Raw genomic sequence first — 22,773 nt, 5'->3', positions numbered from 1 at the left:
GACCCCGTGTATGCGGCAGCGACCCACCACACTCACACTCTGTATGTACACGGTCAACGAGTCTCGGCTGGTTGGCTGGAATCCAGCCCCGCGGCGGTCAGTCGCCGCCCACCGGGCGCCGCGAGGACCAACCCGGGTCGCCGATACCCCCGCCCCCATGCCCCTGAGAGAGCACAAGCGAGCCGTAGACCGCCTGTACCGCCGACTCGAGTGCGGCCTAATCGCCCGGCCGCCGACGGCAGCGTCCCCACCCGGTTCGACGACATGCTCGCCGTGGCCGCGCCCGAGCTCGCCAGGCACGTCCAGGCCCTGGGATTCGACACGCACACCGGCGCCTGAAACCTGCCGATGTGGCCCCCAGTTGGAGCGCATTACGACCGCCCGGTGCATCGTCAGGTGGCGGGGGGCGACACTCCCGTTCGCACGGGATGTAGTTGTGCCCGGGACCGGTCTGTCTCTTCGTGTGCGACGACATGGTGAACACGAGCAAGTCTTAGAGCCGTCGTTCGCTCAGAAGGCCTCGACGTGAGGCCGTACCGACGGCAGCTCCCACAGTTCCAAAGCTCCGCTGATCAGGTCGGCGAGGAACTGAACCGCGCCTCCTGTGTAGTGCCACCAGCCGCCGCTGCGTGAGGCTACGGTGACAGTCCATGAGTCGGGACCAGACCCTGTGGTGTTCCAGAGGAAGTAGTCGCCCTGGTTCGACGTGGCCCAGGGCAGCAGGCCCCCAGGGGCAGGAAAGGGGTGCAGCGGAGTCGACATCTCTGCGTCCGCACACCACTCAGCGAGGATCTCAAGGCCTTCGGGGTCCTCTGACCAGGCCCGTTCCTGCCCGGGGATCGGGAAGCCGACGCAAAGGAAGTCGCCGAAGGCCAAGGACGGGTAGCTGTTGGCAAGCAGCTTGTAGTCGGAGGGCAGCTCCGTGGTCAGGCATTCCTCGACCCGCGCCCAGTCGATGCCAGCTGGAACCGTATGTCGAAGGACGCCGAGGCCGGGGGACGGCCTCCTCCAGAGCCGCGACCGCCGAGGCCGGATCAGCCAGTCGCTGACGAGGTACTTGAGTTCCGATGAGAGCGTCCACCGGGACAGCGTGCCAGAGCACGGATCGCGAGCCTTCACGGGCAGCGCCAGAGCATTGCGTGCCGGTGGCCCATGCCCATCGCCGCGCGCCCGCTGGACGACGACGGCACCGGGGAGGTGATCGCGTGAGCACCGAGCCGAGCGGCGTCGACCTGGCGCGCGTGGCCCGCCAACAGCCGTGAAGAAACCCCGCGGAGGTGTGGCGACCGCGCCTGCCGGCGTGACCGGCGCCCGTGGCCATCGGGCACCGGTCCGTGGTCATACAGGGGCGATAGCTTCCGCGCCGGCTTCGATCGCGTCCAGGAGGCGGTGGTGGTACTCCTCCAGTTCACCGTCGGGCACGACAGCAGGGCTGCCGGTCAGGGTGTACCACTCGTCCGCGCCGCTGTATTGGACGGCGATGGCAACGCGGTTGTCGGCCTGGCGGGTGGTGCGGACGGTCAGATCGCCGGTAATCACGCCGACGTCGTCGGTCATCGCCCCGCCCGGACCGGCGCTGACCTGGTCGTCGCACACCGCCGGTTCCGGGATGGGCATCAGCGGTCGCAGGTGTCGAGCATCTCGCCGAGCGCCGTCTTCTCCGGCTCGGTGACGTTGAGTTGATAGACGTGCTTCACGTCGATCCAGGCCCGCGAGTACGTGCACCAGTACGATTTCAGCGGAGGCTTCCACAGGTCGGGGGTCTGGTCGCCCTTGGACCGGTTGGAGGCGGCGGAGACGGCGATCAGCTGGGAGTGCACCAGGTCGTTGGCGAAGGCCTTGCGCTTGGCGGTGTCCCACAGGTCCGCGCCGGTCCGCCATCCGGCCGCGAGCGGCACCATGTGGTCGATGTCGACCTGACCTGAGGCGGTGAGGGTCTTGCCGTCGTACTCGCTGCACCAAGTTCCCAAGATTGCGCGGCATTTGTCGTCCTGGACGACGTTCTGGCCGTCGCGCTGCAGGACGCCCTCGCGGGTGTCGCACTCGCCGTATTGCTTGGCCCAGTGCGGGAACTTGGCCCGGCTGTAACCGGTCATGGCGTGGGGAGCCTCGACGTTCAGGTCTCCGAGCTCGTTGCGGGCGACGTCGGCCGGAGGCGGCTCCGGCAGTGCACGCCGCAGCGCGGGGGAGGACTGGGCTGTGAGGGCGGGGGCAGTGGCGGATGCCGGAGTAGCAGGGGCAAGGACGGCGGAGAAACCGGCCAGGGCGATGGCGGCGCGCGCTGTGAACGCCGCCGATATTCCCCACCCCCAGCGTCACGGAATGGGCCATGGGGATGGCGGAGTTACTCCGTCGTCTCCATGGGGATGTCGCACCTCCCCGGGCCGCCCGATAGCCAGCAGAGGTTCGGGGGCGGGGCGGGCAGTCAAGGATGAGCGCAGCTCATCGCCTTGGCGACGCCGAAGGCGTCCTTGACGGCCCGGCTCGACCCGCACACTTCGAGATCGGGCGGCCTCCTCGGCCGAAACCACCGTGTGGGTGTCGGCACGTGGGGACGAAGAACGTCGAGGTGGGGAATTACGCGAACGCTGACAGCAGCCACCCGCGAGAAGTGATCACGCGTCAAGAGATAGCGGCCCGTGTCGGCGTACAACCCCACGAATGGCTCCGCGCGCGTCACCCCTATGAGGGCCTGGCTTCCACTCTGGCTGACTTCCTGGCCGCTGCGGAGCTGTCGCGGCGGGGCGCACGCGGAGCGCGCCACCAGGACTGGTCCGGGTGCTGGTGATCTGCAGGAGCATCAGTGCGGCCGTACGGTGATCCGGAGTGCTCCCGAGAGTGCTTGCGCGGCCGGTCGTCTCCCGCACGTTGGCGACCGGCCGCATGTACGGCGTCAGCGCCCCAGCGAGTACCACCGGGGCGGGGTGAACACCTGCGGCAACAGGGTCAAAAGGCCCGACTCGCCAACAAGTAACCGACTACAGGAACCGCCCCCAAAGCTGTCCGCCACCGCCTCGCGCTCATGTCACAGGCGGGTCGCCAACTGCGGACACCGCCAGCACCCTGTCAACAACCTCACGACCCCGCAACATCTAGGAATGCCCACGTTCCGCGAGCGCGCCGAACGGGCACCTGACCTCCAGGCTCTGCCAGCATGCTGGCAGAGCCTGCTCCAGGAGGCAGGCCAACTGAGGCGTGGGTGCTGGACCTACTCAGCGGCGAATCTGGTGCCATTCTCAAGTTCAAGTTCTACGCCGGTTGGGCCTACTTGAATCCGTCTGACTCGGCGCAGACTCTCGATCAGCCTTCGGAAGACGGACTTTCTGGCGCACACCGGACAGGTAATGGATGCCGTGAAGGTGAATTGCCGGGCATCAGTGGTGACGCACGAAAGAGCGACCTGGTAATCAGCAGCCTCGTGACCCTGCGAGCAGGACAGCCCTTGAAGCTCCAAAGGGACCCGGTGGGTGATCATCCGGGCCATGGCCCCGCACCTGGGGCAAGGGCTAACCCCCTCACCCTTGGCCGTCCAGCCGTCACCACCTGCCTTGACTTTGACTTCTCGCACGTCGACGTAGGTGTCATTCCCCGCGAGTTCACCGACACGACAGCAACTGCGGCACGGGCCCTCGCAGTAGAACTCGATGACGCCAGTGGACATGAGTCACCCTCTCTGTTGCCGAGTCCGAAAGTCTAGAGAGGCGGACGCGCGGCGCAGGCTGCTTTGACCACGCCAGTGCCGAAACGTGCAGGCAGCGGCTGCTGGAACGGTCTTGCATCTCCAGATCAGAGAATGGGCTAGAAATCCTTCTGCAGCCGGTACGGTTCGCGCCCCATGTTCTGGCCGGGCCGGGAAGTGTGCGTGATCGGCATGTAGATGCGGGCGCCGTTGTGGAAGCCGATCCCTACGCCGGGGTAGGCGGCTGCCTGGTTCAAGCGCTGCTGGTAGCCGTAGATGTTGGAGACTTCATTGTTACCGCTCTGGGCGAGAACTGCTGCGAGGTAAGCCTCGGCGAGCGCCGGGCTGGTCTGGCCGTCGATGCACAGCGCGGGCAGCGCGACGGGTTCGGGTGCGGTTCCGGTGACCGGCATGTCGGCGTCGTCGACTTTGGTGCCGGGGGCCAGGACGCCGGTGATGGTGGCCCACAGACGGCTGCCGTTCGCGAAGGTGATCACGATGCCGAACGGCGGGGCGCCGTCGCCCTCCCATACCTCGGCCGCGGTGATGTCGGGCCCATGCTGGGGCAGGGTGTCGAGGCAGAACTGGCGGAAGCGCTCGGGTCTCACAGGGGCTCCTACAGGGGTGTTCGTCGTACCGGAGGGCGGTGGGCGCGGCCGGGCGGGGAGGGCTGGTGGGTGGCGAGGGTGGCCGGGCCGATGGCGTGCGGGCCGTACTTGGCGCGGGCGGCATCGGCGACCTGCTCGATGCGGCGGGCCTTGTCGTCGCCGGGGTCCAGGAGCAGCTGGTGGTGGGCATGGTCGGCCGGGGCGAGGCCGTCGGCGCGCAGCGACACGGCGGTGACGCGGGCCCGTTGCAGTCCGAGTGACTGGTACAGGTCCTGGGTGGTGCGGGCGAGGGCGGCGGAGTGTGCGGTTGCCTCGGGCAGCCGGTGGCTGCGGGTGGTGGTGGAGTTGTCCGCGTAGCGCACGGTCAGCGCGAGGCTGCGGCAGACCTCCCGGCTGCCGCGCAGGCGCCAGTCCGAGCTCTTCGGCCAGGGCGCGCAGGGCCCGGTGGTGGGCGGCCGGGTCGAGTTCGTCGTGGGTGAAGCGGTGGCTGGCGGTGGTGGAGCGCACCAGCGCGGCGCGCTGGACGGGGCGGTCGTCGATGCCGCGGGCGCGGGTGTGGAGTTCGCGCGCGGTTGCGAGGCCGAGGAGGCGGGCCAGGGTGGCGGGCGGGGTGTCGGCGAGCTGGCCGATGGTGAGGATGCCGAACTGGGCGAGGGTTTTCGCGGTGGCCGGTCCGACGCCCGGCAACGTCGCGACGTGGCGGGGCCGCAGGAACGCAGTGACCGCGACCGGGTCGGGGCCGACCACGGTGATCTGGCCGTGCGGGGTCGCGGCCGCGGCCATCGCCGCGATCATCGGGGAGGGGCCCACGCCCACGCCTGCGGTTGAGGAAGTACCGGCATGGGCCAGCGCGCGCAGGCGGAGCACGGAGGCGATCTCGTACGGGCCGCGTGGCGCCCAGACGCGCAAGGCCCCGGTCAAGTCGGCGTCGACGGTGTCGGGGAGATGCGGCTGGTAGCGGGGACCGAGAATCCCGTCCCGGATCTGCACCGCGATCTCCCGGGCCAGCTCGGGCAGTTGTTGCGCAACGGGCTAAAGCACGTTCCTTCCCGTCCCGACGATCGCGGATTCGTTGTCAGCGGGCCGGGTGGAGAGCCGGTTCGGCGGGAGCGCCGGATCAACGTCGTGTTGGCGGCGACTCGCGGGCTCCTGGCGCACTCGGTGTCACTCCGGTCGCGAAGATCCCGCTCCGCGAAGGGCACCGCGGACAAGCCCGGGCGTAACGTGCGCCAGGAAGCAGGCCTTAACAAGGCAGTGCTCGATGTCGGATTCGGGGAGATCAACCGTCAGATCGAGTACAAGGCCCGGTGGCACGCCGTCACCATCGCTCGCGTCCCGGCCTTCTTCCCCTCGTCGAAGACCTGCCACCGGTGCGACTGGATCGACACCGGGCAGACCCTGGGCGACCGGGAGCCCGGCGTCGTCCTCGATGACCTACGTCTCGTGGGGAGAGTCCCTCACCAGCAGACGGCGGACCTTCTTCTCGTCAGCCTCCAGGACGGACGCCACTGCAGTCCCGGAGGTGTGGTGGTTCGCCCGCTGCTACATGGCGGACCGGCGAGACACCAGGCAGCCCCTCAAGCAGCATCCGGTCGCCTCTGCCAGCCCCTCGGCGGGTGGCGGCCATGGTGCAGGCGCCCGGCGCCCGGCGGTTGTCCGGCCTGGGCGCCGGTCGTTGAACAGCCGTCCGTGAACGCCCTGAAAGTGCGCCCATGCGCCCTCCTGTGCACACCTGTTTCCGCTAGTGGCAATGGCCTTTGCTGGTGTGTATCGAGACCTCGATGTGCCGCAACCGGGCCTCAGCTTCGCAGGCGGGACTTCTGACACCACGTACCGGGCGCCAGACGTACAGGAGCGGAGCGTGGCGATGACCGTACTGCAAGGGGCCGCAGCCGAGCCTGCGGGGGCGGCCGCACTACGCCGGCAGGTCACCACCGTGCTCGACGGCTTCTTGGAACACAAGGCCACTGCAGCCGCGAAGCTGCGTATGCCGACCGAGGTGACCGAGTGTCTACGCGATTTCCTGGCCGTCGGCGGGAAACGGCTGCGGCCCCTGTTGTGTGTGACCGGCTGGCAGGCTGCCGGCGGTCACTGCACCCCTGAGACCCTGATCCAGACGGCCGCGTCGCTGGAGATGTTCCACACCTTCTGTCTCATCCACGACGACGTCATGGACGACAGCGGCAGCCGCCGCGGCGCCCCCACTATCCGCCGCCGCCTCGCGCAGCATCACAGTCACGGTCGCAGTGCCGCCAGCGCCGAGCAGGTGGGGGCCAGCGGCGCGATCCTCATCGGTGACCTGGCACTCACCTGGTCGCATGAACTCCTGCACACCGCCGGCCTCACCCGCGCTCAACTCGGCGCGGTGCTCCCGCTGATCGACGACATGCGCAGCGAGGTGATGTACGGCCAGTACCTGGACGTCACCTCCGCCGGCCGCTCCACCACGGATGTGGAGCAAGCCCTGCGCATTGCGAGGTACAAGACCGCCAAGTACACCGTCGAGCGCCCGCTGCACATCGGCGCCGCCCTCGCCGGTGCTCCGCTCGGGGTGCGGGAGGCGCTGAGTGCCTACGCTCTGCCCGTCGGTGAGGCATTCCAGCTGCGCGACGATCTCCTCGGCATCTTCGGCACCCCACAGGTGACCGGCAAGCCGTCTTTGGATGACCTGCGCGAGGGCAAACATACCGCCCTAATCGCCCTCACCTTCCAACAGGCCTCCCGCACGCAGGCGGGCCACCTGCGCCACCTTCTCGGATGCCCCACCCTCACCGAAGACCAGGCCGAGGCGGCCCGCCACATCATCACCGCCACCGGGGCTCACCACACCGTGGAACAAATGATCACCGCACGGCACAAACAGGCCCTCACCGCACTGGACCACGCCTCCTTCCCCGCCACCGCCAAAGCGGCACTCCGACACATCGCCCACGCAGCCACCACGAGGACCACATGACAGCGCCACAGCGTCGGCCAACTCGGCCCACTCGGGAGTTGTGCACCATCGGCTGCGGTAACGCCCTTGCACCCCTCGCCCCAAGGTCAAACCGGTACGGAGGTAGCCTTTCATGACCAAACTCATCGATGGGCAAGTGAGCTTCCATCTACCAGAGATCAAGCGGGTTTTGCCGACCAAGCGGCATCCCTCCTACGCCACCGTCGAGGCGGAAAATCTGAAATTCATCCCCAGCTTGCGGCGCCCCTACTACCGCAATGGCGATGAACTCGCGTGCAACCTGGAGGACCTGCATGCGCTGTGGGGATGCCTTGTCAACCCGAGCTCCACCACATCCCGTTCTATTCAGTATGCCCACTGGATCAGCAACTGGTTTGCGGTGGACGACCTGCTGTCGGACGCTGAGAAAGCCGGCTGCTTCCCGGAGGTCGCCGAAGCAGTAATCAGCGAAATCGTCCCTGTTCTGCAGTACAGGGATTTTGATCACGGTGAGGGCGAACACCGGCGGGCAGCGAAGTCGACCCTGTACCCCATCTATGCCGACATGCCCGAGGGAATCCGCGGCCGGTTCATCGGGGAGATGCTGGAGTTCGTCACGCTTTACCAGCAGGAAGTCGAGATGCGCATGCGCGGAGAGATTCCCGACTTCCCCGCATACATGGCGATTCATACCGCCTCGGGGTGCTGGTGCAATACGACACTCGCCGAACACGGCCTGGGCATGGACCTCACGACGGAACTCCAGCAGTACCCGAACTTGCGGCAAGCGTGCAGAATCGTCCACGAAAGCTTCGTGTACGCCAACGACCTCTTCTCATTCCGCAAGGAATACTTTCAGGGGGACTACGGAAACGCAATTTCAGTGTTCATGCTAAATGAAGGGCTCAGCCTCCAGGAGTCCGTGGACAAACTATGCTCACTGATCGAGGAAGCTGAATCCAGATTCACTGTATTGCGCCGCCAGATTCTTTCCGGCCCGCTCGGTTCACGCAGCGATATCCGCGCCTACCTCGACGAATTAGGGTACTGCATGTCCGGAAACTTGGAGTGGTCCTATCTGACTCCCCGCTATCACGGGACCGGATTCGTGTGGAACGGTCAACGCTCAGGAACTGTCGTCCTCACGCCGGAACGAACATCTTTCGGTGACGGCCCGTAGCTCGCCAGCCCCAAGAACCCCACCGACTATCGGAGGGATCACGGAGCGGACCAGATCCTCATCACGGCAGTAAGGGAACGGCTATGGCAGAGCCACCCACGACGTCCAATACCCCCGCTTACGGTGCGGGGCTGCTCGACCATCACCTCCCGCTGGAGGCCCGGCGGCTGAGAGCCTTGGAAGCGTTTGCGGACCCGGGCAGCCGCGCGGCTCTGGACAGCTGCGGCCTCCAAGCCGGGTGGCGGTGCCTGGAGGTGGGCGGCGGTGCCGGCTCAGTCGCGCGCTGGTTGGCGGGGCGCTGTGCGCCGGGCGAGGTGGTGGCCACCGACCTGGACATCAGCCTGCTCCCGAAGAACGTACCGAACCTGACCGTCCTGCGCCACGACGTGGTGGGCGAGGACTTCCCCGAAGCCTCTTTCGACCTGGTCCACACTCGCGCTCTGCTGGAGCACCTGCCCGAACGGGAGGACGTGCTGGCAAAGATGGTGCGCTGGACTGCCCCTGGCCGCTGGGTGTGTGTGGAAGGGGTAATCGTGGTGACGTCCACCGACGGCGCGCGCAACGCCTGCCATCGTTGTCTGGACGCCCTGGTGGCCTTGGCCGACAGTATGCGAGCGGATGCTCGGTGGGCCACCGCGGTGCCCCGGCTCCTCGCCCAAGCCGGCCTAGAAGACGTCGGCTTGCGCTGCACTCCGGGCCTGGTGGGCCCCGGAGGCAATGCCAACGCGCTTCTGCGGCTCGCACTGTCGCTGACCGGGCCCGCCATGGTGGCCCGGGGCTTCATCCAGCCACAGGACCTCACCGACTGCACTCGACTGCTGGACAACGCTCGTTACACCGATCTCGCCTTCCTGAGCCTGTCCGCCTGGGGTCGACGGCCACCTGCCTGACTGGATGCGGTGGGCGTCACTCAGGCCTCGCGGAGTGGTACGCGATCAGCTAGGGGACTGGCCGGCCGATGCGCCCAGAAGACCTCATGACCACCGCACAACCAAGCAATTCCCCGCAAACATTCAAGGGAGCGATCATGCGGAATCACCCTTACCGAAGCCCGTACGGTGCCGCGCCGGCAGTTCCCCCAGTGCCGCATCTGCCGCACCCGCAGGGCTGGTTCTGTGTGGGGTTCTCCCAGGACTTCAAACCGGGAACGGTGGCGCCGGTGCCGTTCATGGACGGAGAGGTCGTCATCTACCGCACCCGGAGCGGCAGGCTGAGGGTTACACGTCCCTACTGCCCACATCTGGGTGCTCATCTGGGTGCGGGCGGCAAAGTGGAGGGAGAACTGCTGGTGTGCCCTTTCCACCACTTCGGGTTCGCGGTGGACGGCACGTGCGCGAAGACTCCCTACGGGAAGCCGCCGCGCGCGCGGCTCTCGCTGGTTCACTCCCGTGAGCTGTACGGAATCGTATGGGTCTGGCACAGCGAGCGCGACGAGGAGCCCAGCTGGGATCTTCCCGTACTCCCGGTCGGGGACACGTACCTCGCCCGCCATGGCGTGGATCTCTGCGGGCACCCACAGGACCAGATGGAAAACGCGATCGACTACGGCCACGTCCCAGAACTGCACAAAGTGGGCATTCAGGTACTTGAAGAACCGAAAGTCAATGGATGCACATATGTAATGTCATACCGTCTTCAACGTCCCCTTCCCCTCATTGGCTGCGTCGACACCCAAATCAAGGTCACCTTGATCGGCATGGGGTGTATGCATGTGAAGTTCACCTTCGGCCGCCACTCCACCGCCGATGCCTGGCTCATGCCCACTCCGACCGGCCCGTGGCGCATGCGGCTGTGGTACGCGGCAGCAATCGACTACGACAGCCTTCCGGCCCCCCTGCGGCGGCTTCCGCGGCGCCCCGCGGAGTGGGTCGGCGCATCACTGCTGAACAAGTGGTCGGTCCGGGACGGATCGGTAGACTGCCTGGTCTTCCACCACAAGACGTACTTACACCACCCCAAGCTCAACGACAGCGACGGCCCCATCGGCGCGTTCCGCAAGTGGGCCGAGCAGTTCTACCCGCGCCCCGACACCCTTGCAGCCCGTGGTGGTTGACAACCCGCCGCCCTGCGCAGCTTGGCCGCGACCAACGCTGCCGAGATCAACTATTGGCGGCGTTGGGGCTTACCTCGGCGATACCCCTACGTGGATCGACCCCGAGTCCGGGGTGGAGGTCATCCAGCGCCAGACCCGCTACCTGCGCGCCCAGAGACGTGCGCTCGCCTGGCGGCTCGCCCGAATCTACCCCGCCCACTACGTGCCCCACTCCAAGTCCCTCGAGCAACGCCTCGATGAGTTCCGAGCCCAGCAGCTCCCCGACGACCGCAACGACGACCCGCACTTCGCCGAACGTCTCGCCCACCACGACGAACCGGCGCCCCTTCCGGCCGCCAGAGCCGTTCGATTGACAGGCCCAGCCGCGGGTGTGGTCGTTGCCGCCCAGCGGCGGGACTGCCGTCCGTTGGCGGGTGGTGTGCGGGTTCGTTCGGCGTGAGCGCCGCCGTCTTCCCGCGCGGACCGCGATCGTCCGCGCGGCGGTCGTGAAGTCGCCCGCCTCGCCGTCTTGCCGCGGCACGAAACAACGTCTTGGCCCCAGAGCAGTGACCGGGTGACCTGACGTGCCCTCAGACTGCTACGGACAGCTGAGTGGCGTCGGCACTGACTCGCGGGGGCTTCTTCGCGTACTTCGGCGCCTTGATGTCCGCCAGCACACCGTCGCGGATGGCTTGCACTGTTTCCGCCTCTTCGGGAGGCGCCGCGAAACTGGTGGCTAGGCGCAATGCCGCTGTTTTAAGGGCTTTTCTGGTGTCTGCTGGTGGGTTTGGTGGGTGGGACCAGTGTGGCTACTGGAGCCGGGGGCTGAGGTGGGTTGCGGTGGCCGGGGTGTTTGAGGTGCCAGTTGGACATCTTGCGTTTGATGACACGGGGGTTGGCACGTGGTCTGCGGGGTGGCAGGAGTCGTTCCAGTAGTTCACGGCAGGTGCGGGTGAGAGCGTGGTGGAGTCGTGAGGGGGGAAAGTGCCGCCTGGCCGGTGACATGGCGGCGGGCGGCGTTCAGAGTGCGGGTGAAGGAGATCCGGTCCGGGTCGAGCCCGGCCTGGTGGGCCGTGTGGTGCATGACGTCCCGCAGTGCGTGGTGGACCAGGAGGAATCCGTATACCTCCTGCTCGACGCCGTCAGGATGGCGCGAGCGCAGGACGAGTTGGGGGCCGCCCTGGTGGGTCTTGATCTCGTCGAGGGTGTTCTCGATCTCCCACCGCTGATGGTAGAGGGCGGCGAGCTCGGCGGCAGGGGCCTGCTGCGGGTCACGGAGGGAGGTGATGAGCCGGTAGACCGTGTCGTCGCTCCCGGCCAGGGTGTATTCGATGACCCGGACCGGAGCTGGGTTGCTCCGGCGGAAGCGGTCGTCGGTGGCGACGATCTCCGACAGGTAAGAACCGTCGCCGCAGTGTTCCAGGACGGGCAGCACGATGTTCTTGCGGACCCGCCACAGCAGGTCCGCGCCTGTGTCCGTGGCGGCTCGCCACAGCTCGAATCCGGTGATGCCCCGGTCAGCGAGCACCAGCATGCCCGGCTCGAGGCGGTCCAACAGGCCGGTAACGAGGTGTTGTTCGTGGACCTTGAGTGGTCCCGTTGCCGCGGCGAACACCGCGTGCGTGCCACACTCGACCAGCGTGGCAACCCTGATCTGCGGATACGCACTGCGCTGCTGCCCGCGGCCCGAGCCGGGGCGGCTGAAGAAGCCCGCATTCGCGTCGGTGTCCGGGATGTCGAAGACGGTGCCGTCCACCGCGACCAGCCGCCACTGCCGGTACCAGGCACCGGCCGTGTCCTCGTCGGCCACCGGACGGCACACCTGGGCGAACAAGGCTTTGAACGGCTCCAGCCCCAGTCTGCGCCGGGCCCGGCCGATCGCCCCGGTCGTCGGCACCCGCCACGGCTTCTCCCACCTCCGCGCGTGCTCCAGACCCTGCGTCAGAAGCCGGGCCACCTCCTCATAACCCTGGCCCGAGAAAAGACACATCGCCAGCACGAAGTACACCACCACACGGGCCGGCAACAGCCGCGACCTCTGCTCAAGACGACCGCACTCCGCAATCACCTCGTCCACCAACCTCGGCGGAAACACACGCGTCAGGACACCCAGAGCAATCCGATCCGACAGACGCTCACCCGACGACTTCACCTGACCAGGCCTCGGCACACCACACCCAACGACCCACCCAGCACAAAGTCACCGGTATTGTCACTAAAGGGTCAGTGGGCGGCCTTCGCGTTCGGCGAGCCTTGGATCATTGGAGGCCAGTTGTCCGAGGATCTGGGAATGGCTGTCGAAGAGCTTGTCTGGGACATGGATGGAACGCTGGTGGACACGACCGTCGTGTTGCCCGCGGCGTTCGTGCGCGCGGTGCGTGCGCTGGATGGACCCGCCGTCGATGCCGGCCAGGTCGTCGCCGCGTATTGGCGAGGCACTCCGGAGGTCATCTTGGAACATCTGGTCGGGCGGCCGCTCACGGTCACGGAGACCGAGGTGTACTACCGCGAGCTTGAGGGCGTCGAGGTGGCACCGTAGCCCGGGGTGACCGACGTCTTCGATCGACTGCGCGCGCAGGGTCATGCTCTGGCGGTGTTTACGGGTAACAGCACCCGCGCGGCTGGGGCGTTGTTGAAGGCCGCCGGTCTGGACGCGGACGTGCTGATTGGCGGAGACCAGGTGTCGAGGCCGAAGCCCGCTCCTGACGGGATACTTGTGGCTGCGGACGAGATCGGTGTGGATCCGGCAGGGCTGGCCTATGTCGGGGACTCCCGGCTGGACCTGCGTGCCGCGGCGGCGGCCGGGAGCCGCAGCGGCGCGGCGTCCTGGGGACACATGTATGACGCGAGCGAACCGGCTGACGTTGTCCTGTCCCACCCGTTGCAGGCGCTTGATCTCCTCGACAGCCCTAATGAGCGTGAGGTAGGTGTAGTCGCTGGTCCCTTCGCCCAAGAGCTCGGTCGGTAGCACGACAGGCACGTCGGAGTGCTCATCACCGACGACAGCCGTCTGCACCAGCCGGGTATCGCGCACCATGTCGCCCCTCCTCGCCCGGGTCCACGATAGAACCGCAGGCATGGCAGACAACAGAAGACCTCCCACCGAGCGGAGCAGCAACGCCATTGCCCTTTAGGTGAGTTGGCCCGCGTGCGGGCCGTAGGGAGCAACTGCTGCTCTTCGCGTTCCGGGTAGCCGCCGCGCCCCCAGGACGGACAGCGTGTTATGGCTGCGATGGCGTCGCTGGTCGGGGTAGGCCCGGTGCGGTCTACCAGTAGTGGCGTCGGCCGCCGACGGCGTGTCCCACGGAGCCGAGGAGGAGCAGGACGAGCCCGATGGCGAGCAGGATGATCCCGATCGTCCACAGGATGCCGATGTGCAGGATGAGCCCGACGATGAGCAGGATGACGCCGAGGACGATCATGGTGGCCTCCTTCCTCTGCGGCCAGGCGTGCCGGCCGCTGATGGCGGCGCCACGTGAGGCGTCGCAGACTGTTGTCCTGTCGGCTCCGCGTGGGTGGGGTCGTCAGGTGGTGAGCAGGCGGTTGAAGAATGACCGGTAGTGGCGCAGGGCGGTGCGCAGGGCTTCGGTGTCCGCTTGGCCGCTGCGGTTCCACTGTTCTTCCAGTTGCTTCTTGTGCTCGTCGAACGTGGTGGCGAGCGTTTGCATGACGTTGGCGACCAGGCTGTCGGCTGCCTGTACGGCCTCGCGGGGGTCGTCGACGAACGTGTTCTGGATCTTCTCCCAGCGTTTATGGAAATCGTCCTCGTCCTGCGGTTTCAGCAGCCGCGGGGTCTCGTCGGGGTCCGCGCTCTGCTGCGCCGTCGACGCCTCCGTGGCGGGGGCATCCGTGGGTCGGGACTCGGTTTCGCTTCTGTTGCCGGTGGCGGCGCTCTCGTCACCTTCGCCGGGGAAGACCGGGGGCGACGATGCGGCGCCCGGTGGTTCGTCCGCCGTCTGGTGCGGCTGGGCGAAGTCCTCGGTGGACAGGCCGCTGTCAGAGCTTTCCGGTGTGTTGTCGCGCTGCATGGCTCCTCCGTGCGGGTTCGGGCCACGGGTGTCAGGCCGGGGCGTGGCGGGACTGGCCGCCGTCGGAGAGCAGCTCGTCGAACAGGGCGCGGTAGTGCACCATGGCGCTGCGCAGCTGTTCGGTGGTGGCCTGGTGGCCCGCGCTGAGCATGTCGATCTCGTGGGCGGTCCGGTAGTGCTCCAGGGTGCGGCCGTGCTCCACCGAGAGGTCCTTCATCTGCTGCTCGAAGCCCTCGGTGGGGTAGCCGCGCGCCTGCATCAATGAGGTGACCAGCCGGTCCGCGTCGTGCACCGCGTCCTCCGGCCGGTCCACAAACTCCTGCTGCACGGCGTCCCAGTTCCGGGCGAAGCGGTCCCGGGCACCGTCCGGCAAGGGCTTGATGTCGAGTTCGTCGTGTCGCTTGGCGCGTTCGCTGAGTTCACGCTCGGCGGCGAGCTGGCTGTCGGCTTCCTGGACCGTCCGCTCATACTCCGGGCCGAAGCGTTCACGCAGCCTGCGGCGCCGCATGAAAAGAGTCAGGCCCCACACGATCAAGGCCAGGACTATCACCGCGGGAATGACAATCGCCAGAAGAGTTCCTGTAGACATCGGACCGCCTCCCGCCCGACTACTTGTCTCCCTTAAGGGAATAATAAGGGCAATTCACTCATAAGTGTGATACCCGGATGGGTCTCGTAACATTCCTTCGCGGCAGTTCGCCGGACTCTGATCGTGAGCCCACGTTCCTCGCGGGCGTGCGGCCTCGACCAGCCGGGTGCCGGCCGATCCTCGGGGAGTGTCACCGATCCGGGCCCTGCTGCCATACGGCATAGGCGGTGCGGCAACGGGAAACTCGGGCGCGTGCCCCTTTGAAAGACCCGCGGGAGGGAGCTCGCCATGAACCAGGTCAAGGAGAGTTCATCGGATCTCCCTCAGCCGTTGCGGGCCGTCGCCTCCGCTCTGTGCCGCTTGCCCGGAGCCGAGCAGGTGAACATGGTCGCCGGCAGTGCACTGGACCGGATCGCAGCCATCTCTCCACGCGGCCGCCGGATGGCGGTCTACACCGGAGCCGGGGTGCTCGGCGTCGCCGGAGTGGTGGAATGGCCCGTAGCGCTCACCGGGGCGGCCTCGCCTGGCTGACCCAGCCACGCACCCGACACAGCGAGCACCCCGCGCGTGACATGGCAAAGGACGGCAAGCTGCCAGCTGCGACCGATACCGGCACTGCTCCCGCGGCAACAACGGACACGGTGACCCACGGTGCCGGCGACAGGCTGGCGCCCTCCCATTTCCATTTCCACCACGACCGCCCCGCAAAAGCACTTGCACGAGCAACCGGCCAGGGAGACTGGCGGCCCGGTCGTGGAACATCGGAACCTGAAGCGGCTTCGCGCGTTGGTAGGACCATGACCACGATGACGCTGCGGCCGGTGCCCGTCAGCGCCCCGGTCGTCCCCTCGGGTGAAGCCGTTGTGCCCCTGCGAACGAGCCGATCTACACCGCGCTGGCAACCCGGTGGGCGAGCGCGGGGCGTGTCGTGCCCGGCCAGGCTGACCAAGAGTGGAACATGCTCGTGAGCCGCCCTGCGTGGCCGACCCGATAGACCGGCGTGGCGCAGCGGGCCTTCCCCCGGGGCCCCACACCACGCCCACCTGGGCCGGCAGCCCCGGAAGCCTGCCCGGCCATCCGGGGCTGCCGGACCGGCCGGTTCTGGTTGGGCCCCCACGGCCCGGCAGCCCCGCCCGAACGAGCGACCCACGCGCCAAGCCAGGGCGGGTACCCGCAGGACACGGACCTCTTGGCCAGCACCGTTCCGACACCTGTGCGCGAGACGAGTCCCGGGCACCCCGGGCGTCAGCTGGCTGGCGCATCTCGGCGGCCTGGTAGGCGGGATGGCCGGCGCCTACCTCCTGCGGGACCGCCACCGTCCCGCACCCGTCTCCGCCGAAGGAAGCCCCGGTGCCGCCCCGGACCCCGGCCGAGCGGACCTGCACAAGGAACTCCGTGACCTGGGCCTCCTCTGACCAGCCCGGATCGGCCGTCACGCGGCCGGACGGGGCTCGGGGGCCGGCGCGAGTCGTTCTGTAGGCTCCCGGGATGGCCAGCGATCCTCTTCGTCTCACGGTTCTGGGAAGTGCGACTCCGTACGCGAGCGTCGACAACCCCTGCTCCGGCTACCTGGTGTCCAGCGGTCGCACCCGGATCTGGGTCGATGCGGGCAGCGGGACGCTGGCGCAGCTCCAGCGGCACGTCCGGCTCGACGAGGTGGACGCGATCTGGATCTCCCACCTCCATGCCGACCACAGCGCGGACCTGCTCACCGCCTATTACGCGGCGCTCTACGCCGACCTGCGGCTCGCGGCGCCCATCCCCCTGTACGGCCCGCCCGGCACCGCCGACCGCCTGGCGCACTTCCTCACCAACGGCCCGAAGCGCAGTCCGGTCGAGTCCGCCTTCGCCGTTCATGAACTGTACGACGGGCACCAAGTGCGCGTCGGCGCCCTCACGTTGACCAGCCGGGCCGTGAGCCACGGCATGCCCGCCTTCGCCGTACGCATCGAAACCGAAGGCCGGTCGCTGGTCTTCTCCGGGGACACGGCCCCCTGCGCGAACCTGACGCGGCTGGCCGAGGGGTGCGATGTGCTGCTGTGCGAGGCCGAGAGCGCGCACGCGCCGGCCGGAGAGGAGCAGGTGCACCACACGCCCGAAGACGCCGGGGACACGGCCCGCGCGGCGCGGGCGGGCCGGTTGCTCGTGACCCACGTGGGCCGCTCCCTCACCCCGGAGCGGGCGGTGGCCCGTGCCTCGGTCGGGTTCGACGGTCCCGTCGGCCATGCCGCACCCGGGATCACCTTCTCGATCGGTTAGACCGGGGTCGGCCGACGGCGCGGGACGTCCCCGGTTGGCCGTGGGCAGCGTCCCAAGTGCCTGCTCACAGCGGTGGGAAGGCCGGGACGCCTCTCGGGAGGCTCCGGGCCGCTGTCGCCCGATGCCCGGCTCAACAAGAGTGGGGCGCAACGCCGGTGGGGAGCCGGCGAGGAGCGCCCAGGCACCCCGAAGAGGGTTGTGCGTGCGTTCCGTAGACCACGGAACACGACAGGAAACAGGGGATTGACCATGCTCGGAATGCGCGGAAAGCGCGTTGCTCAGGCCGTCGGTACCGCACTGCTCGCACCCGCGCTGGTGGTGGCCATGACGTCCGCGGCGCACGCGGACTCCGACACCCACTGGGTGCACAAGAAGAGCGATCACTGCCTGTACCCGGTGTACGACAAGAACGCCCACCCGACCGACGTCACGCTCCGGACCGGCTGTTCGGACCGCGACACCGACTGGCACGACGTGAACAACGGCGACGGGACGTGGCTGGAGCGGAGCAAGTACGACCCCGGCTACTGCATGGTCGCCTACACCGACCACGACGCCTACATGGAGCCCTGCAACGGCAACGACTACCAGCGCTGGGAGGAGATCGACACCGGGCACGGCTGGAACCTGAAGAACAAGGCCACCCACGAGTGCCTCGACAGCAACGGCGACCGGGTCTACATGCTGGCCTGCAACGGCGGCGACTACCAGCTCTGGCTGTGAGCCACGCCGGGCCGAGGTGACGCGCTCTCGGCCGAGGTGACCGCACCAGTCCGCCGGGACGCGGACCGGCCGTCGCTCCCGACGGCCGGTCCGTGCGGGCCGCCACGGTGCCTCTTCACTCGGTACGAGGTCAGGCGGCGACGGCCGAACCTCCGCGCCGGGCGAGCGCGTCGGACGTCCTCGCCGTGATCCAGAGCGACGCCGCGAGCGTGAGGACCAGGGCGGCTCCCGCCGCGAGGACGCTGCCGCTCGTGACGGGCGGGGGGCTGCCCGCCTCGGAGCGGGCCGAGCCGGCGAGGAAGGGGATCACCGCCAACACGGCTACTCCCAGGGCGACTTCGGCCCACACGACCCTGGGGAAGTGCCGCAGCGTCAGGTGCAGCAGCGAGCTCGTGGTGTCGGCGCGGCGGGCCTGGGCGATGCGGGGCATCAGCCAGAACTGGTTGACGCCACCGGCCGTCACCATGCCCAGTACCAGCGCCATCTTGATGAGCAGGAAGAGTCCGTAACTCGTGCTCTACAGCTGCCCGATGGTGCCCACGTGCTTCCAGGACATCCACAGACCGGAGGTGAGCACGGCGCCGACGCAGATCAGCGCGACGAGGCTGAAGCGGCGCCAGAGGTCCGCCCACAGCGGCCCGGCGTTCTCGCTCAGCCTGCCGCGGCTGGTGGCGAGTGCGGCGAGGACGGGCGCCGTGGGTGGCTTTTTCGGGGGAGGAACGTTTCCAGAGGCCAATCCCGTGGTGACCGCGGACCGGTTGCAGGATCACTTCCAGCTCGCGCGGGCTGCGGCCGAGCTGCCGCAGCTGCCCGTGGAGGGCAGCTACGTGGACACCGGGGCCTGTTACGGGGGCGGGTGGATCAAGATCGACGTGGCGGAGGACGACGTGGTTGGTGTCCGCCACCGCTGGCAGATTCCGCACGTCTCGCAGGAGACGGCAAAGGCCGCCATTGACCGGGTACGAGCCCGCTTCACGTCGGAGAAGGGGAAGCTGACCTCCGATGACACCCGGTACGGGCCGGGCTGGACCGAGCTCGGCTTCCGCATGGAGGACCCTGGGAGCGGTGACAAGCTCGACCTGGCCTGGAACAGCTACGGCAGCACCCTCGCCGTGAACGTCTACTCCCCGTGCGCCAAGGTGCCTGCCGACTTCTCGGGCGATTACGAGGATCCGGTGGTCAGCCCGCGAGGTCGGTGACCCGCGGTGGGCGGGCAGCGGTGGGGTCTCTAGTAGTGCTTGGTCAGGTTGGTGCGGGGTCGGGGATGTTGCGGTGACAGGTGGGGCAGGCGCCGGTCCAGGCTGCGAGGAGTAACTGCAGTTCGCGGACGACTCGGTAGAGGCTCAGGCCGACGCCGTCTCTTTTGGGGACCGGGTCAGTCGCTGGAGGGTGCAGAAGGCGTGGGCGACGGAGACGAGGGTGACGTGGTGGTGCCAGCCGGGCCAGGTGCGGCCCTCGAAGTGGGCCAGGCCCAGGGCCTGTTTCATCTCGCGGTAGTCGTTCTCGATGCGCCAGCGGAGCTTCGCGGTGCGGACGAGGGTGGCCAGTGGGGTGGTCTCGGGCAGGTTGGACAGCCAGAACTGCACTGGTTCGTCCTGGTCGGCCGGCCATTCGGCCAGCAGCCAGCGCACCGGCAACTCGCCCCCGGCCGTGGCTTTGCGGATCTCGCGTCCGGCGGGCCGGATCCGCAGGGCCACGAAGCGGGAGTACATACGTTTGTGCCCGTTGCGGCCGGTCCCGGGCCGCGAGCCCTCGCGCCACTGCACCGGCCGCGCAGCCCGTTTCCCCGCCGCAAGGACCAGACTCTTCACCGTCTTCGCCGCTTCTGGGTAGGCCGGCCCCGCTCGTCGGCCCCGGCCGGAACAGGCCGGGATGCACAGCTGTGCGTCCCCAGGCTGCGCGGTGGTCGTGGTCGAGATGCCCACCACGTAGTCGAGCCCGCGGCCCTCCAGGCCGAGGCGGAAGGCGGCGGTGTCGCCATAGCCGCCGTCCGCGATGACCAGGGGGACATCAAGACCCCAGGACCGCGTCTCGTCGACCATGTCGAGGGCCAGCTGCCACTTTTCGACATGCCCCACTCCGGCCGGGATACCGCACCTGCCACGCCGGGCCACCTTGGCCGCATTGGCCTTCGGCGACGCCGGATCCCAGCTCTCGGGCAGGAACAGACGCCAGTTCACCGCCGCCGACGCGTTGTCGGACGCCAGGTGCAGCGACACTCCCGCCTGGCAGTTGGTGACCTTGCCCGCCGTCCCCGTGTACTGCCGAGACACACACGCGGACGCGTCCCCGTCCTTGAGGAACCCGGTGTCGTCGATGACCAGCGCCGTCGGTCTGACGACCGGCTGCATCCGCCACGCGAGCCGGGCCCGCACGTGTGCCGCGTCCCACGGGCTGGACGTGATGAAGTGGGCCAGCGCCTGCCGGTTGCCGTCCTCGCCCAGGCGGGCGGCCATCGGTTCCACCGACTTGCGCCCGCCCTCCAGCAGCAGCCCTCGCAGGTAGACGGCACCCCACCGACGCTGATCCACCCGCCCGAACGGCTCGAACATCTCCGCCGCGAAGTCCTCCAGATCACACCGGACCGCGGCCAACTCCCCACCCAGCACACACGATCAACGACACAACCGATCAAGAAGACACGCCACCGCCGAACGAACTTGACCAAGCACTACTAGTGCTCTGACCGCATAGGTTGGCCGGGTTGGGCTTCAGCGGGCGCACTGATCGCCACGGAGGACGGCGAGTCCTCGGGTTTAACCTGGCTCCGTGACGCAGCGATTGAGCACGGTGGTGCTGATGTGTGGTCTTCCGGGAGCGGGCAAGACCACCTACGCGATGGATCTGGTGCGACGCGGTTACGTTCGCCTGTCGATCGACGAGGTGGTCTGGCAGCGACTCGGGCGGCGTGACGTCGGCCTGGTGCTGGACGCGGAGGCGTTCGACCAGCTCAAGGAAGAGGTCCGCCGCGAGCAGCGGCAGCAACTGGTCGAGCTGATGCTGGCCGGGCGCGATGTGGTGGTGGACTACAGCTTCTGGAGTCGTGCCGCCCGTGATGACTACAAGGGGCTGATCGCGAAGCACGGCGGCCGCTGGGAACTGATCCATCTCAAGGCGGATCGGACGACGCTGGAACGTCGCCTTGAAACACGGAACGACGAGGAGGGCCCCAACTCCGTGACAGTGGACGAGACCCTGTTCGGCCGCTACTTGACCAAGTTCGAGGAACCGGACGGAGAGGGTGAGCAGGTCGTCATGCAGCCCTCGATTTGAGGACCTGAAGCCGTTCAGTGGAAACGGGACGACCTTCCCAGCGGATGCCCTTCTCGCAGCGGATGTGTGCGCGCTCGCGCCGCTGGGCGGCGAGGACGTCGAGGTGGCGGGCGTTGGCGTTGCGCCATCGCAGGGCGCGCGTCTCACCTCGCATCTCGAACGGTGTCTGTCTCCTCGCGGACGGACACGATCAAGACTCACGTCACCTCTGATCGCCGCCCAGGGGCGGCCCGTGTTGATCAACTTGCAGGAAGAGAGCAGGTCAGAACGCGTCCTGTTATCGCCCGGCCGGCGAGCTCCCACCGCGACACCGTGCGCATCTGAGACCACTTCGTCGCGGCCGCCTGATGGGCGGCCACGACCGCCGAGACGGAGTCCGTCAGCGGAGTCCCGGACGGATCTGGCATCACCGGGTCGTCGGCAAGCGCGACCAGGGCGACGGCGAAGTACCGGCGAACGTCCTCGGACCGTCCCCTGAAGCGGCGGATCCAGCCACGGACCGTGCCCTCGGCCCGTCCCAGATGCGCGGCCACCTGCCGGTGCCCCATCCCCAGGGCCGCTATCTCCAGCCCCGCCCCGATCACCTCGGCCGCATCCGCCCGGCGCGGCCAGATCGCCTCCGGCATGAGTGACCTGGCAGCCCGAACACCGCGACCGGCGAGGACGCACGACCAAACGGGCCCCGAGATCACCGCGTACTTCCCGCAGCCGGCCGTGCCCCCACGGCGCGAGGACCCCCTTGCACGACGGGCACTTCAACTTGCTTTCCCGCAAATGCTGTTCGACCAGCAGCGCGTCGATGTCCACGATCAGCACCCGGCGGCCTCCGCAAGGTGGAGCGTGCTCACCTCCCGAGCACGGACAAGGCACAGCCAGCCTGCCCAAACACCTAAAGGATCATGTGGAGTCCGGACGATCACGGGGAATCACTCAGCTTCCGGCCACCCGTCCAGGGCGGCAGCCAGGCGGTGGCGAAGAGCCGGATCCTTCAACTCGCCAGCCAGACGGTAAGCGATCGGCCCCACCTGCCAGCCTGCGTGATAATCGAAAGGCGGAGGCGGACCAGCCGCATTGTGCGCGAGCTTCGCTACCAGCTCCGCGAGCCGGAAGCACAGGCCCTCCGCAGCCGTCAGGAGCCTGTCCCTGTCGAGCCCGCGCTGACGGATCCGATCGAAGACCGGCCGACCCTCCGGCCATTGCGTGCTGTCTACGGCAAGAGCCAGCGCGGCTTGGATCTCCGGGGACTTTTCCAGCGTCACCGAAGCAGCCTCGAGCACCCGGCCCGCCCACGCGACGGGTCCCGCTGACGCTCAAACAGTGAACGCCCCCACAAGGCAATTTGGTCCGCGCTTCCACTCATTTCGCGATCATGCCAAGACCGTCAGCCACGGACAACCACGTTCCCAGGGCTCCTTCGTGTTCACCGTGTCGTCGCACACGAAGCGGCACCAACCCACCCGTCAAGAT

The 22,773-nt window shown here is 68.0% G+C and carries 29 protein-coding genes and 2 pseudogenes; 14 read left to right on the top strand and 17 right to left on the bottom strand.

The window, feature by feature from the left end; translation table 11 throughout:
- Positions 1–210 precede the first annotated feature (210 nt).
- Positions 211–339 (top strand): hypothetical protein, encoded by a 129-nt coding sequence (locus OG522_RS00935; protein ID WP_329460983.1) that lies wholly within the window; start codon positions 211–213, stop codon positions 337–339.
- A gap of 171 nt (positions 340–510) precedes the next feature.
- On the opposite strand, the gene OG522_RS00930 is transcribed toward OG522_RS00935, so the two are convergent.
- The 6 genes and pseudogenes from OG522_RS00930 to OG522_RS00905 form a co-directional block, all read right to left on the bottom strand.
- Positions 511–1,119 (bottom strand): SMI1/KNR4 family protein, encoded by a 609-nt coding sequence (locus OG522_RS00930; RefSeq protein WP_329460982.1) that lies wholly within the window; start codon positions 1,117–1,119, stop codon positions 511–513.
- Positions 1,120–1,338: 219 nt separating this feature from the next.
- Positions 1,339–1,617 (bottom strand): hypothetical protein, encoded by a 279-nt coding sequence (locus OG522_RS00925; protein ID WP_329460981.1) that lies wholly within the window; start codon positions 1,615–1,617, stop codon positions 1,339–1,341.
- Complete coding sequence (locus OG522_RS00920) at positions 1,617–2,270, bottom strand: GmrSD restriction endonuclease domain-containing protein (RefSeq protein ID WP_443074811.1); 654 nt, start codon at positions 2,268–2,270, stop codon at positions 1,617–1,619. Before OG522_RS00920 ends, OG522_RS00925 begins: the two co-directional genes overlap by 1 nt.
- Before the next feature lie 1,528 nt (positions 2,271–3,798).
- Positions 3,799–4,287, bottom strand: coding sequence for a hypothetical protein (locus OG522_RS00915; protein WP_329467884.1), 489 nt, complete (start codon positions 4,285–4,287; stop codon positions 3,799–3,801).
- An 8-nt stretch (positions 4,288–4,295) separates the two neighbouring features.
- Positions 4,296–4,649, bottom strand: a complete 354-nt coding sequence (locus tag OG522_RS00910; RefSeq protein ID WP_329467433.1) for a DinB/UmuC family translesion DNA polymerase — start codon at positions 4,647–4,649, stop codon at positions 4,296–4,298.
- A 232-nt stretch (positions 4,650–4,881) separates the two neighbouring features.
- Positions 4,882–5,070 (bottom strand): annotated as a pseudogene (locus OG522_RS00905) (hypothetical protein); the annotation flags it as partial.
- Between the two features lie 57 nt (positions 5,071–5,127).
- Between OG522_RS00905 and OG522_RS41130 the strand changes: the two are divergent.
- From OG522_RS41130 to OG522_RS00885, 5 genes are all read left to right on the top strand, one after another.
- Positions 5,128–6,111 carry a zinc ribbon domain-containing protein gene (locus OG522_RS41130; protein ID WP_443074640.1) on the top strand — a complete coding sequence of 328 codons (984 nt, stop codon included), beginning with the start codon at positions 5,128–5,130 and terminating at the stop codon, positions 6,109–6,111.
- A gap of 43 nt (positions 6,112–6,154) precedes the next feature.
- Positions 6,155–7,243 (top strand): polyprenyl synthetase family protein, encoded by a 1,089-nt coding sequence (locus tag OG522_RS00900; protein ID WP_329467432.1) that lies wholly within the window; start codon positions 6,155–6,157, stop codon positions 7,241–7,243.
- Between the two features lie 112 nt (positions 7,244–7,355).
- Entirely contained in the window at positions 7,356–8,402 is a 1,047-nt protein-coding gene (locus OG522_RS00895; RefSeq protein WP_329460980.1) for a terpene synthase family protein, read from the top strand.
- An 83-nt stretch (positions 8,403–8,485) separates the two neighbouring features.
- Positions 8,486–9,292: a class I SAM-dependent methyltransferase gene (locus OG522_RS00890; protein ID WP_329460979.1), complete on the top strand. Its 807-nt coding sequence runs from the start codon at positions 8,486–8,488 to the stop codon at positions 9,290–9,292.
- Positions 9,293–9,378: 86 nt separating this feature from the next.
- The gene (locus tag OG522_RS00885; RefSeq protein ID WP_329460978.1) at positions 9,379–10,455 is read left to right on the top strand and encodes a Rieske 2Fe-2S domain-containing protein; all 1,077 of its coding nucleotides are present in this window, start codon (positions 9,379–9,381) and stop codon (positions 10,453–10,455) included.
- A gap of 46 nt (positions 10,456–10,501) precedes the next feature.
- Here the strand turns inward: OG522_RS00885 and OG522_RS00880 are convergent, their stop codons facing one another.
- A complete protein-coding gene (locus OG522_RS00880; protein ID WP_329460977.1) occupies positions 10,502–10,765 on the bottom strand; it encodes a hypothetical protein in 264 nt (87 codons plus the stop codon).
- A 606-nt stretch (positions 10,766–11,371) separates the two neighbouring features.
- Positions 11,372–12,604 (bottom strand): IS4 family transposase, encoded by a 1,233-nt coding sequence (locus OG522_RS00875; protein WP_329460976.1) that lies wholly within the window; start codon positions 12,602–12,604, stop codon positions 11,372–11,374.
- A 120-nt stretch (positions 12,605–12,724) separates the two neighbouring features.
- On the opposite strand from OG522_RS00875, the gene OG522_RS00870 reads away from it, so the two are divergent.
- Positions 12,725–12,973 (top strand): hypothetical protein, encoded by a 249-nt coding sequence (locus OG522_RS00870; protein WP_329460975.1) that lies wholly within the window; start codon positions 12,725–12,727, stop codon positions 12,971–12,973.
- 6 nt (positions 12,974–12,979) lie between these two features.
- A complete protein-coding gene (locus tag OG522_RS00865) occupies positions 12,980–13,402 on the top strand; it encodes an HAD family hydrolase (RefSeq protein WP_329460974.1) in 423 nt (140 codons plus the stop codon).
- A 298-nt stretch (positions 13,403–13,700) separates the two neighbouring features.
- On the opposite strand, the gene OG522_RS00860 is transcribed toward OG522_RS00865, so the two are convergent.
- From OG522_RS00860 to OG522_RS00850, 3 genes are all read right to left on the bottom strand, one after another.
- Complete coding sequence (locus tag OG522_RS00860) at positions 13,701–13,856, bottom strand: DUF6131 family protein (RefSeq protein ID WP_329460973.1); 156 nt, start codon at positions 13,854–13,856, stop codon at positions 13,701–13,703.
- A gap of 102 nt (positions 13,857–13,958) precedes the next feature.
- Complete coding sequence (locus tag OG522_RS00855; protein WP_329460972.1) at positions 13,959–14,462, bottom strand: hypothetical protein; 504 nt, start codon at positions 14,460–14,462, stop codon at positions 13,959–13,961.
- Between the two features lie 31 nt (positions 14,463–14,493).
- Complete coding sequence (locus OG522_RS00850; RefSeq protein WP_329460971.1) at positions 14,494–15,051, bottom strand: hypothetical protein; 558 nt, start codon at positions 15,049–15,051, stop codon at positions 14,494–14,496.
- A 288-nt stretch (positions 15,052–15,339) separates the two neighbouring features.
- Here OG522_RS00850 and OG522_RS00845 point away from each other — a divergent pair, with 288 nt between their 5' ends.
- From OG522_RS00845 to OG522_RS00830, 4 genes are all read left to right on the top strand, one after another.
- Complete coding sequence (locus OG522_RS00845) at positions 15,340–15,582, top strand: hypothetical protein (RefSeq protein WP_329460970.1); 243 nt, start codon at positions 15,340–15,342, stop codon at positions 15,580–15,582.
- 752 nt (positions 15,583–16,334) lie between these two features.
- Entirely contained in the window at positions 16,335–16,466 is a 132-nt protein-coding gene (locus tag OG522_RS00840; RefSeq protein WP_329460969.1) for a hypothetical protein, read from the top strand.
- Between the two features lie 73 nt (positions 16,467–16,539).
- Positions 16,540–17,310 carry an MBL fold metallo-hydrolase gene (locus OG522_RS00835; protein WP_329460968.1) on the top strand — a complete coding sequence of 257 codons (771 nt, stop codon included), beginning with the start codon at positions 16,540–16,542 and terminating at the stop codon, positions 17,308–17,310.
- Between the two features lie 258 nt (positions 17,311–17,568).
- Positions 17,569–18,033 carry an RICIN domain-containing protein gene (locus OG522_RS00830; RefSeq protein WP_329460967.1) on the top strand — a complete coding sequence of 155 codons (465 nt, stop codon included), beginning with the start codon at positions 17,569–17,571 and terminating at the stop codon, positions 18,031–18,033.
- A 130-nt stretch (positions 18,034–18,163) separates the two neighbouring features.
- Here the strand turns inward: OG522_RS00830 and OG522_RS00825 are convergent.
- Together OG522_RS00825 and OG522_RS00820 are read right to left on the bottom strand one after the other, a co-directional pair.
- A pseudogene (locus tag OG522_RS00825) lies at positions 18,164–18,535 on the bottom strand (CopD family protein); the annotation flags it as partial.
- Between the two features lie 15 nt (positions 18,536–18,550).
- Entirely contained in the window at positions 18,551–18,769 is a 219-nt protein-coding gene (locus OG522_RS00820; protein ID WP_329460966.1) for a hypothetical protein, read from the bottom strand.
- 4 nt (positions 18,770–18,773) lie between these two features.
- On the opposite strand from OG522_RS00820, the gene OG522_RS00815 reads away from it, so the two are divergent.
- Entirely contained in the window at positions 18,774–19,232 is a 459-nt protein-coding gene (locus tag OG522_RS00815) for a hypothetical protein (RefSeq protein ID WP_329460965.1), read from the top strand.
- 144 nt (positions 19,233–19,376) lie between these two features.
- On the opposite strand, the gene OG522_RS00810 is transcribed toward OG522_RS00815, so the two are convergent.
- On the bottom strand, positions 19,377–20,585 hold the full coding sequence (locus OG522_RS00810; RefSeq protein WP_329467431.1) for an IS701 family transposase: 1,209 nt from the start codon (positions 20,583–20,585) through the stop codon (positions 19,377–19,379).
- Between the two features lie 217 nt (positions 20,586–20,802).
- On the opposite strand from OG522_RS00810, the gene OG522_RS00805 reads away from it, so the two are divergent.
- Positions 20,803–21,306, top strand: coding sequence for an AAA family ATPase (locus OG522_RS00805; RefSeq protein WP_329460964.1), 504 nt, complete (start codon positions 20,803–20,805; stop codon positions 21,304–21,306).
- Here OG522_RS00805 and OG522_RS00800 read toward each other — a convergent pair.
- The 3 genes from OG522_RS00800 to OG522_RS00790 all read right to left on the bottom strand — a co-directional run bounded on the left by OG522_RS00800 (position 21,287) and on the right by OG522_RS00790 (position 22,565).
- Positions 21,287–21,460 (bottom strand): hypothetical protein, encoded by a 174-nt coding sequence (locus OG522_RS00800; protein ID WP_329467883.1) that lies wholly within the window; start codon positions 21,458–21,460, stop codon positions 21,287–21,289. The genes OG522_RS00805 and OG522_RS00800 overlap by 20 nt on opposite strands.
- An 85-nt stretch (positions 21,461–21,545) precedes the next feature.
- Entirely contained in the window at positions 21,546–21,932 is a 387-nt protein-coding gene (locus OG522_RS00795) for a helix-turn-helix domain-containing protein (RefSeq protein ID WP_329460963.1), read from the bottom strand.
- A 300-nt stretch (positions 21,933–22,232) separates the two neighbouring features.
- Positions 22,233–22,565: a hypothetical protein gene (locus tag OG522_RS00790; protein ID WP_329460962.1), complete on the bottom strand. Its 333-nt coding sequence runs from the start codon at positions 22,563–22,565 to the stop codon at positions 22,233–22,235.
- Positions 22,566–22,773 lie beyond the last annotated feature (208 nt).

This window comes from Streptomyces sp. NBC_01431 (assembly GCF_036231355.1).
GTDB lineage: Bacteria > Actinomycetota > Actinomycetes > Streptomycetales > Streptomycetaceae > Streptomyces.
Note: the sequence above shows the minus strand (reverse complement) of the source record. Positions and strands in the feature narration are given on the sequence as shown.

Excerpts from the sequence above, each read along its gene's own strand:
- OG522_RS00925 (WP_329460981.1), bottom strand. The coding sequence starts at position 1,617 with ATGCCCATCCCGGAACCGGCGGTGTGCGACGACCAGGTCAGCGCCGGT.
- OG522_RS41130 (WP_443074640.1), top strand. The coding sequence starts at position 5,128 with ATGGGCCAGCGCGCGCAGGCGGAGCACGGAGGCGATCTCGTACGGGCC.
- OG522_RS00900 (WP_329467432.1), top strand. The coding sequence starts at position 6,155 with ATGACCGTACTGCAAGGGGCCGCAGCCGAGCCTGCGGGGGCGGCCGCA.
- OG522_RS00895 (WP_329460980.1), top strand. The coding sequence starts at position 7,356 with ATGACCAAACTCATCGATGGGCAAGTGAGCTTCCATCTACCAGAGATC.
- OG522_RS00890 (WP_329460979.1), top strand. The coding sequence starts at position 8,486 with ATGGCAGAGCCACCCACGACGTCCAATACCCCCGCTTACGGTGCGGGG.
- OG522_RS00885 (WP_329460978.1), top strand. The coding sequence starts at position 9,379 with ATGACCACCGCACAACCAAGCAATTCCCCGCAAACATTCAAGGGAGCG.
- OG522_RS00870 (WP_329460975.1), top strand. The coding sequence starts at position 12,725 with ATGGCTGTCGAAGAGCTTGTCTGGGACATGGATGGAACGCTGGTGGAC.
- OG522_RS00860 (WP_329460973.1), bottom strand. The coding sequence starts at position 13,856 with ATGATCGTCCTCGGCGTCATCCTGCTCATCGTCGGGCTCATCCTGCAC.
- OG522_RS00855 (WP_329460972.1), bottom strand. The coding sequence starts at position 14,462 with ATGCAGCGCGACAACACACCGGAAAGCTCTGACAGCGGCCTGTCCACC.
- OG522_RS00850 (WP_329460971.1), bottom strand. The coding sequence starts at position 15,051 with ATGTCTACAGGAACTCTTCTGGCGATTGTCATTCCCGCGGTGATAGTC.
- OG522_RS00845 (WP_329460970.1), top strand. The coding sequence starts at position 15,340 with ATGAACCAGGTCAAGGAGAGTTCATCGGATCTCCCTCAGCCGTTGCGG.
- OG522_RS00840 (WP_329460969.1), top strand. The coding sequence starts at position 16,335 with ATGGCCGGCGCCTACCTCCTGCGGGACCGCCACCGTCCCGCACCCGTC.
- OG522_RS00835 (WP_329460968.1), top strand. The coding sequence starts at position 16,540 with ATGGCCAGCGATCCTCTTCGTCTCACGGTTCTGGGAAGTGCGACTCCG.
- OG522_RS00830 (WP_329460967.1), top strand. The coding sequence starts at position 17,569 with ATGCGCGGAAAGCGCGTTGCTCAGGCCGTCGGTACCGCACTGCTCGCA.
- OG522_RS00810 (WP_329467431.1), bottom strand. The coding sequence starts at position 20,585 with ATGTTCGAGCCGTTCGGGCGGGTGGATCAGCGTCGGTGGGGTGCCGTC.
- OG522_RS00800 (WP_329467883.1), bottom strand. The coding sequence starts at position 21,460 with ATGCGAGGTGAGACGCGCGCCCTGCGATGGCGCAACGCCAACGCCCGC.
- OG522_RS00795 (WP_329460963.1), bottom strand. The coding sequence starts at position 21,932 with ATGCCGGAGGCGATCTGGCCGCGCCGGGCGGATGCGGCCGAGGTGATC.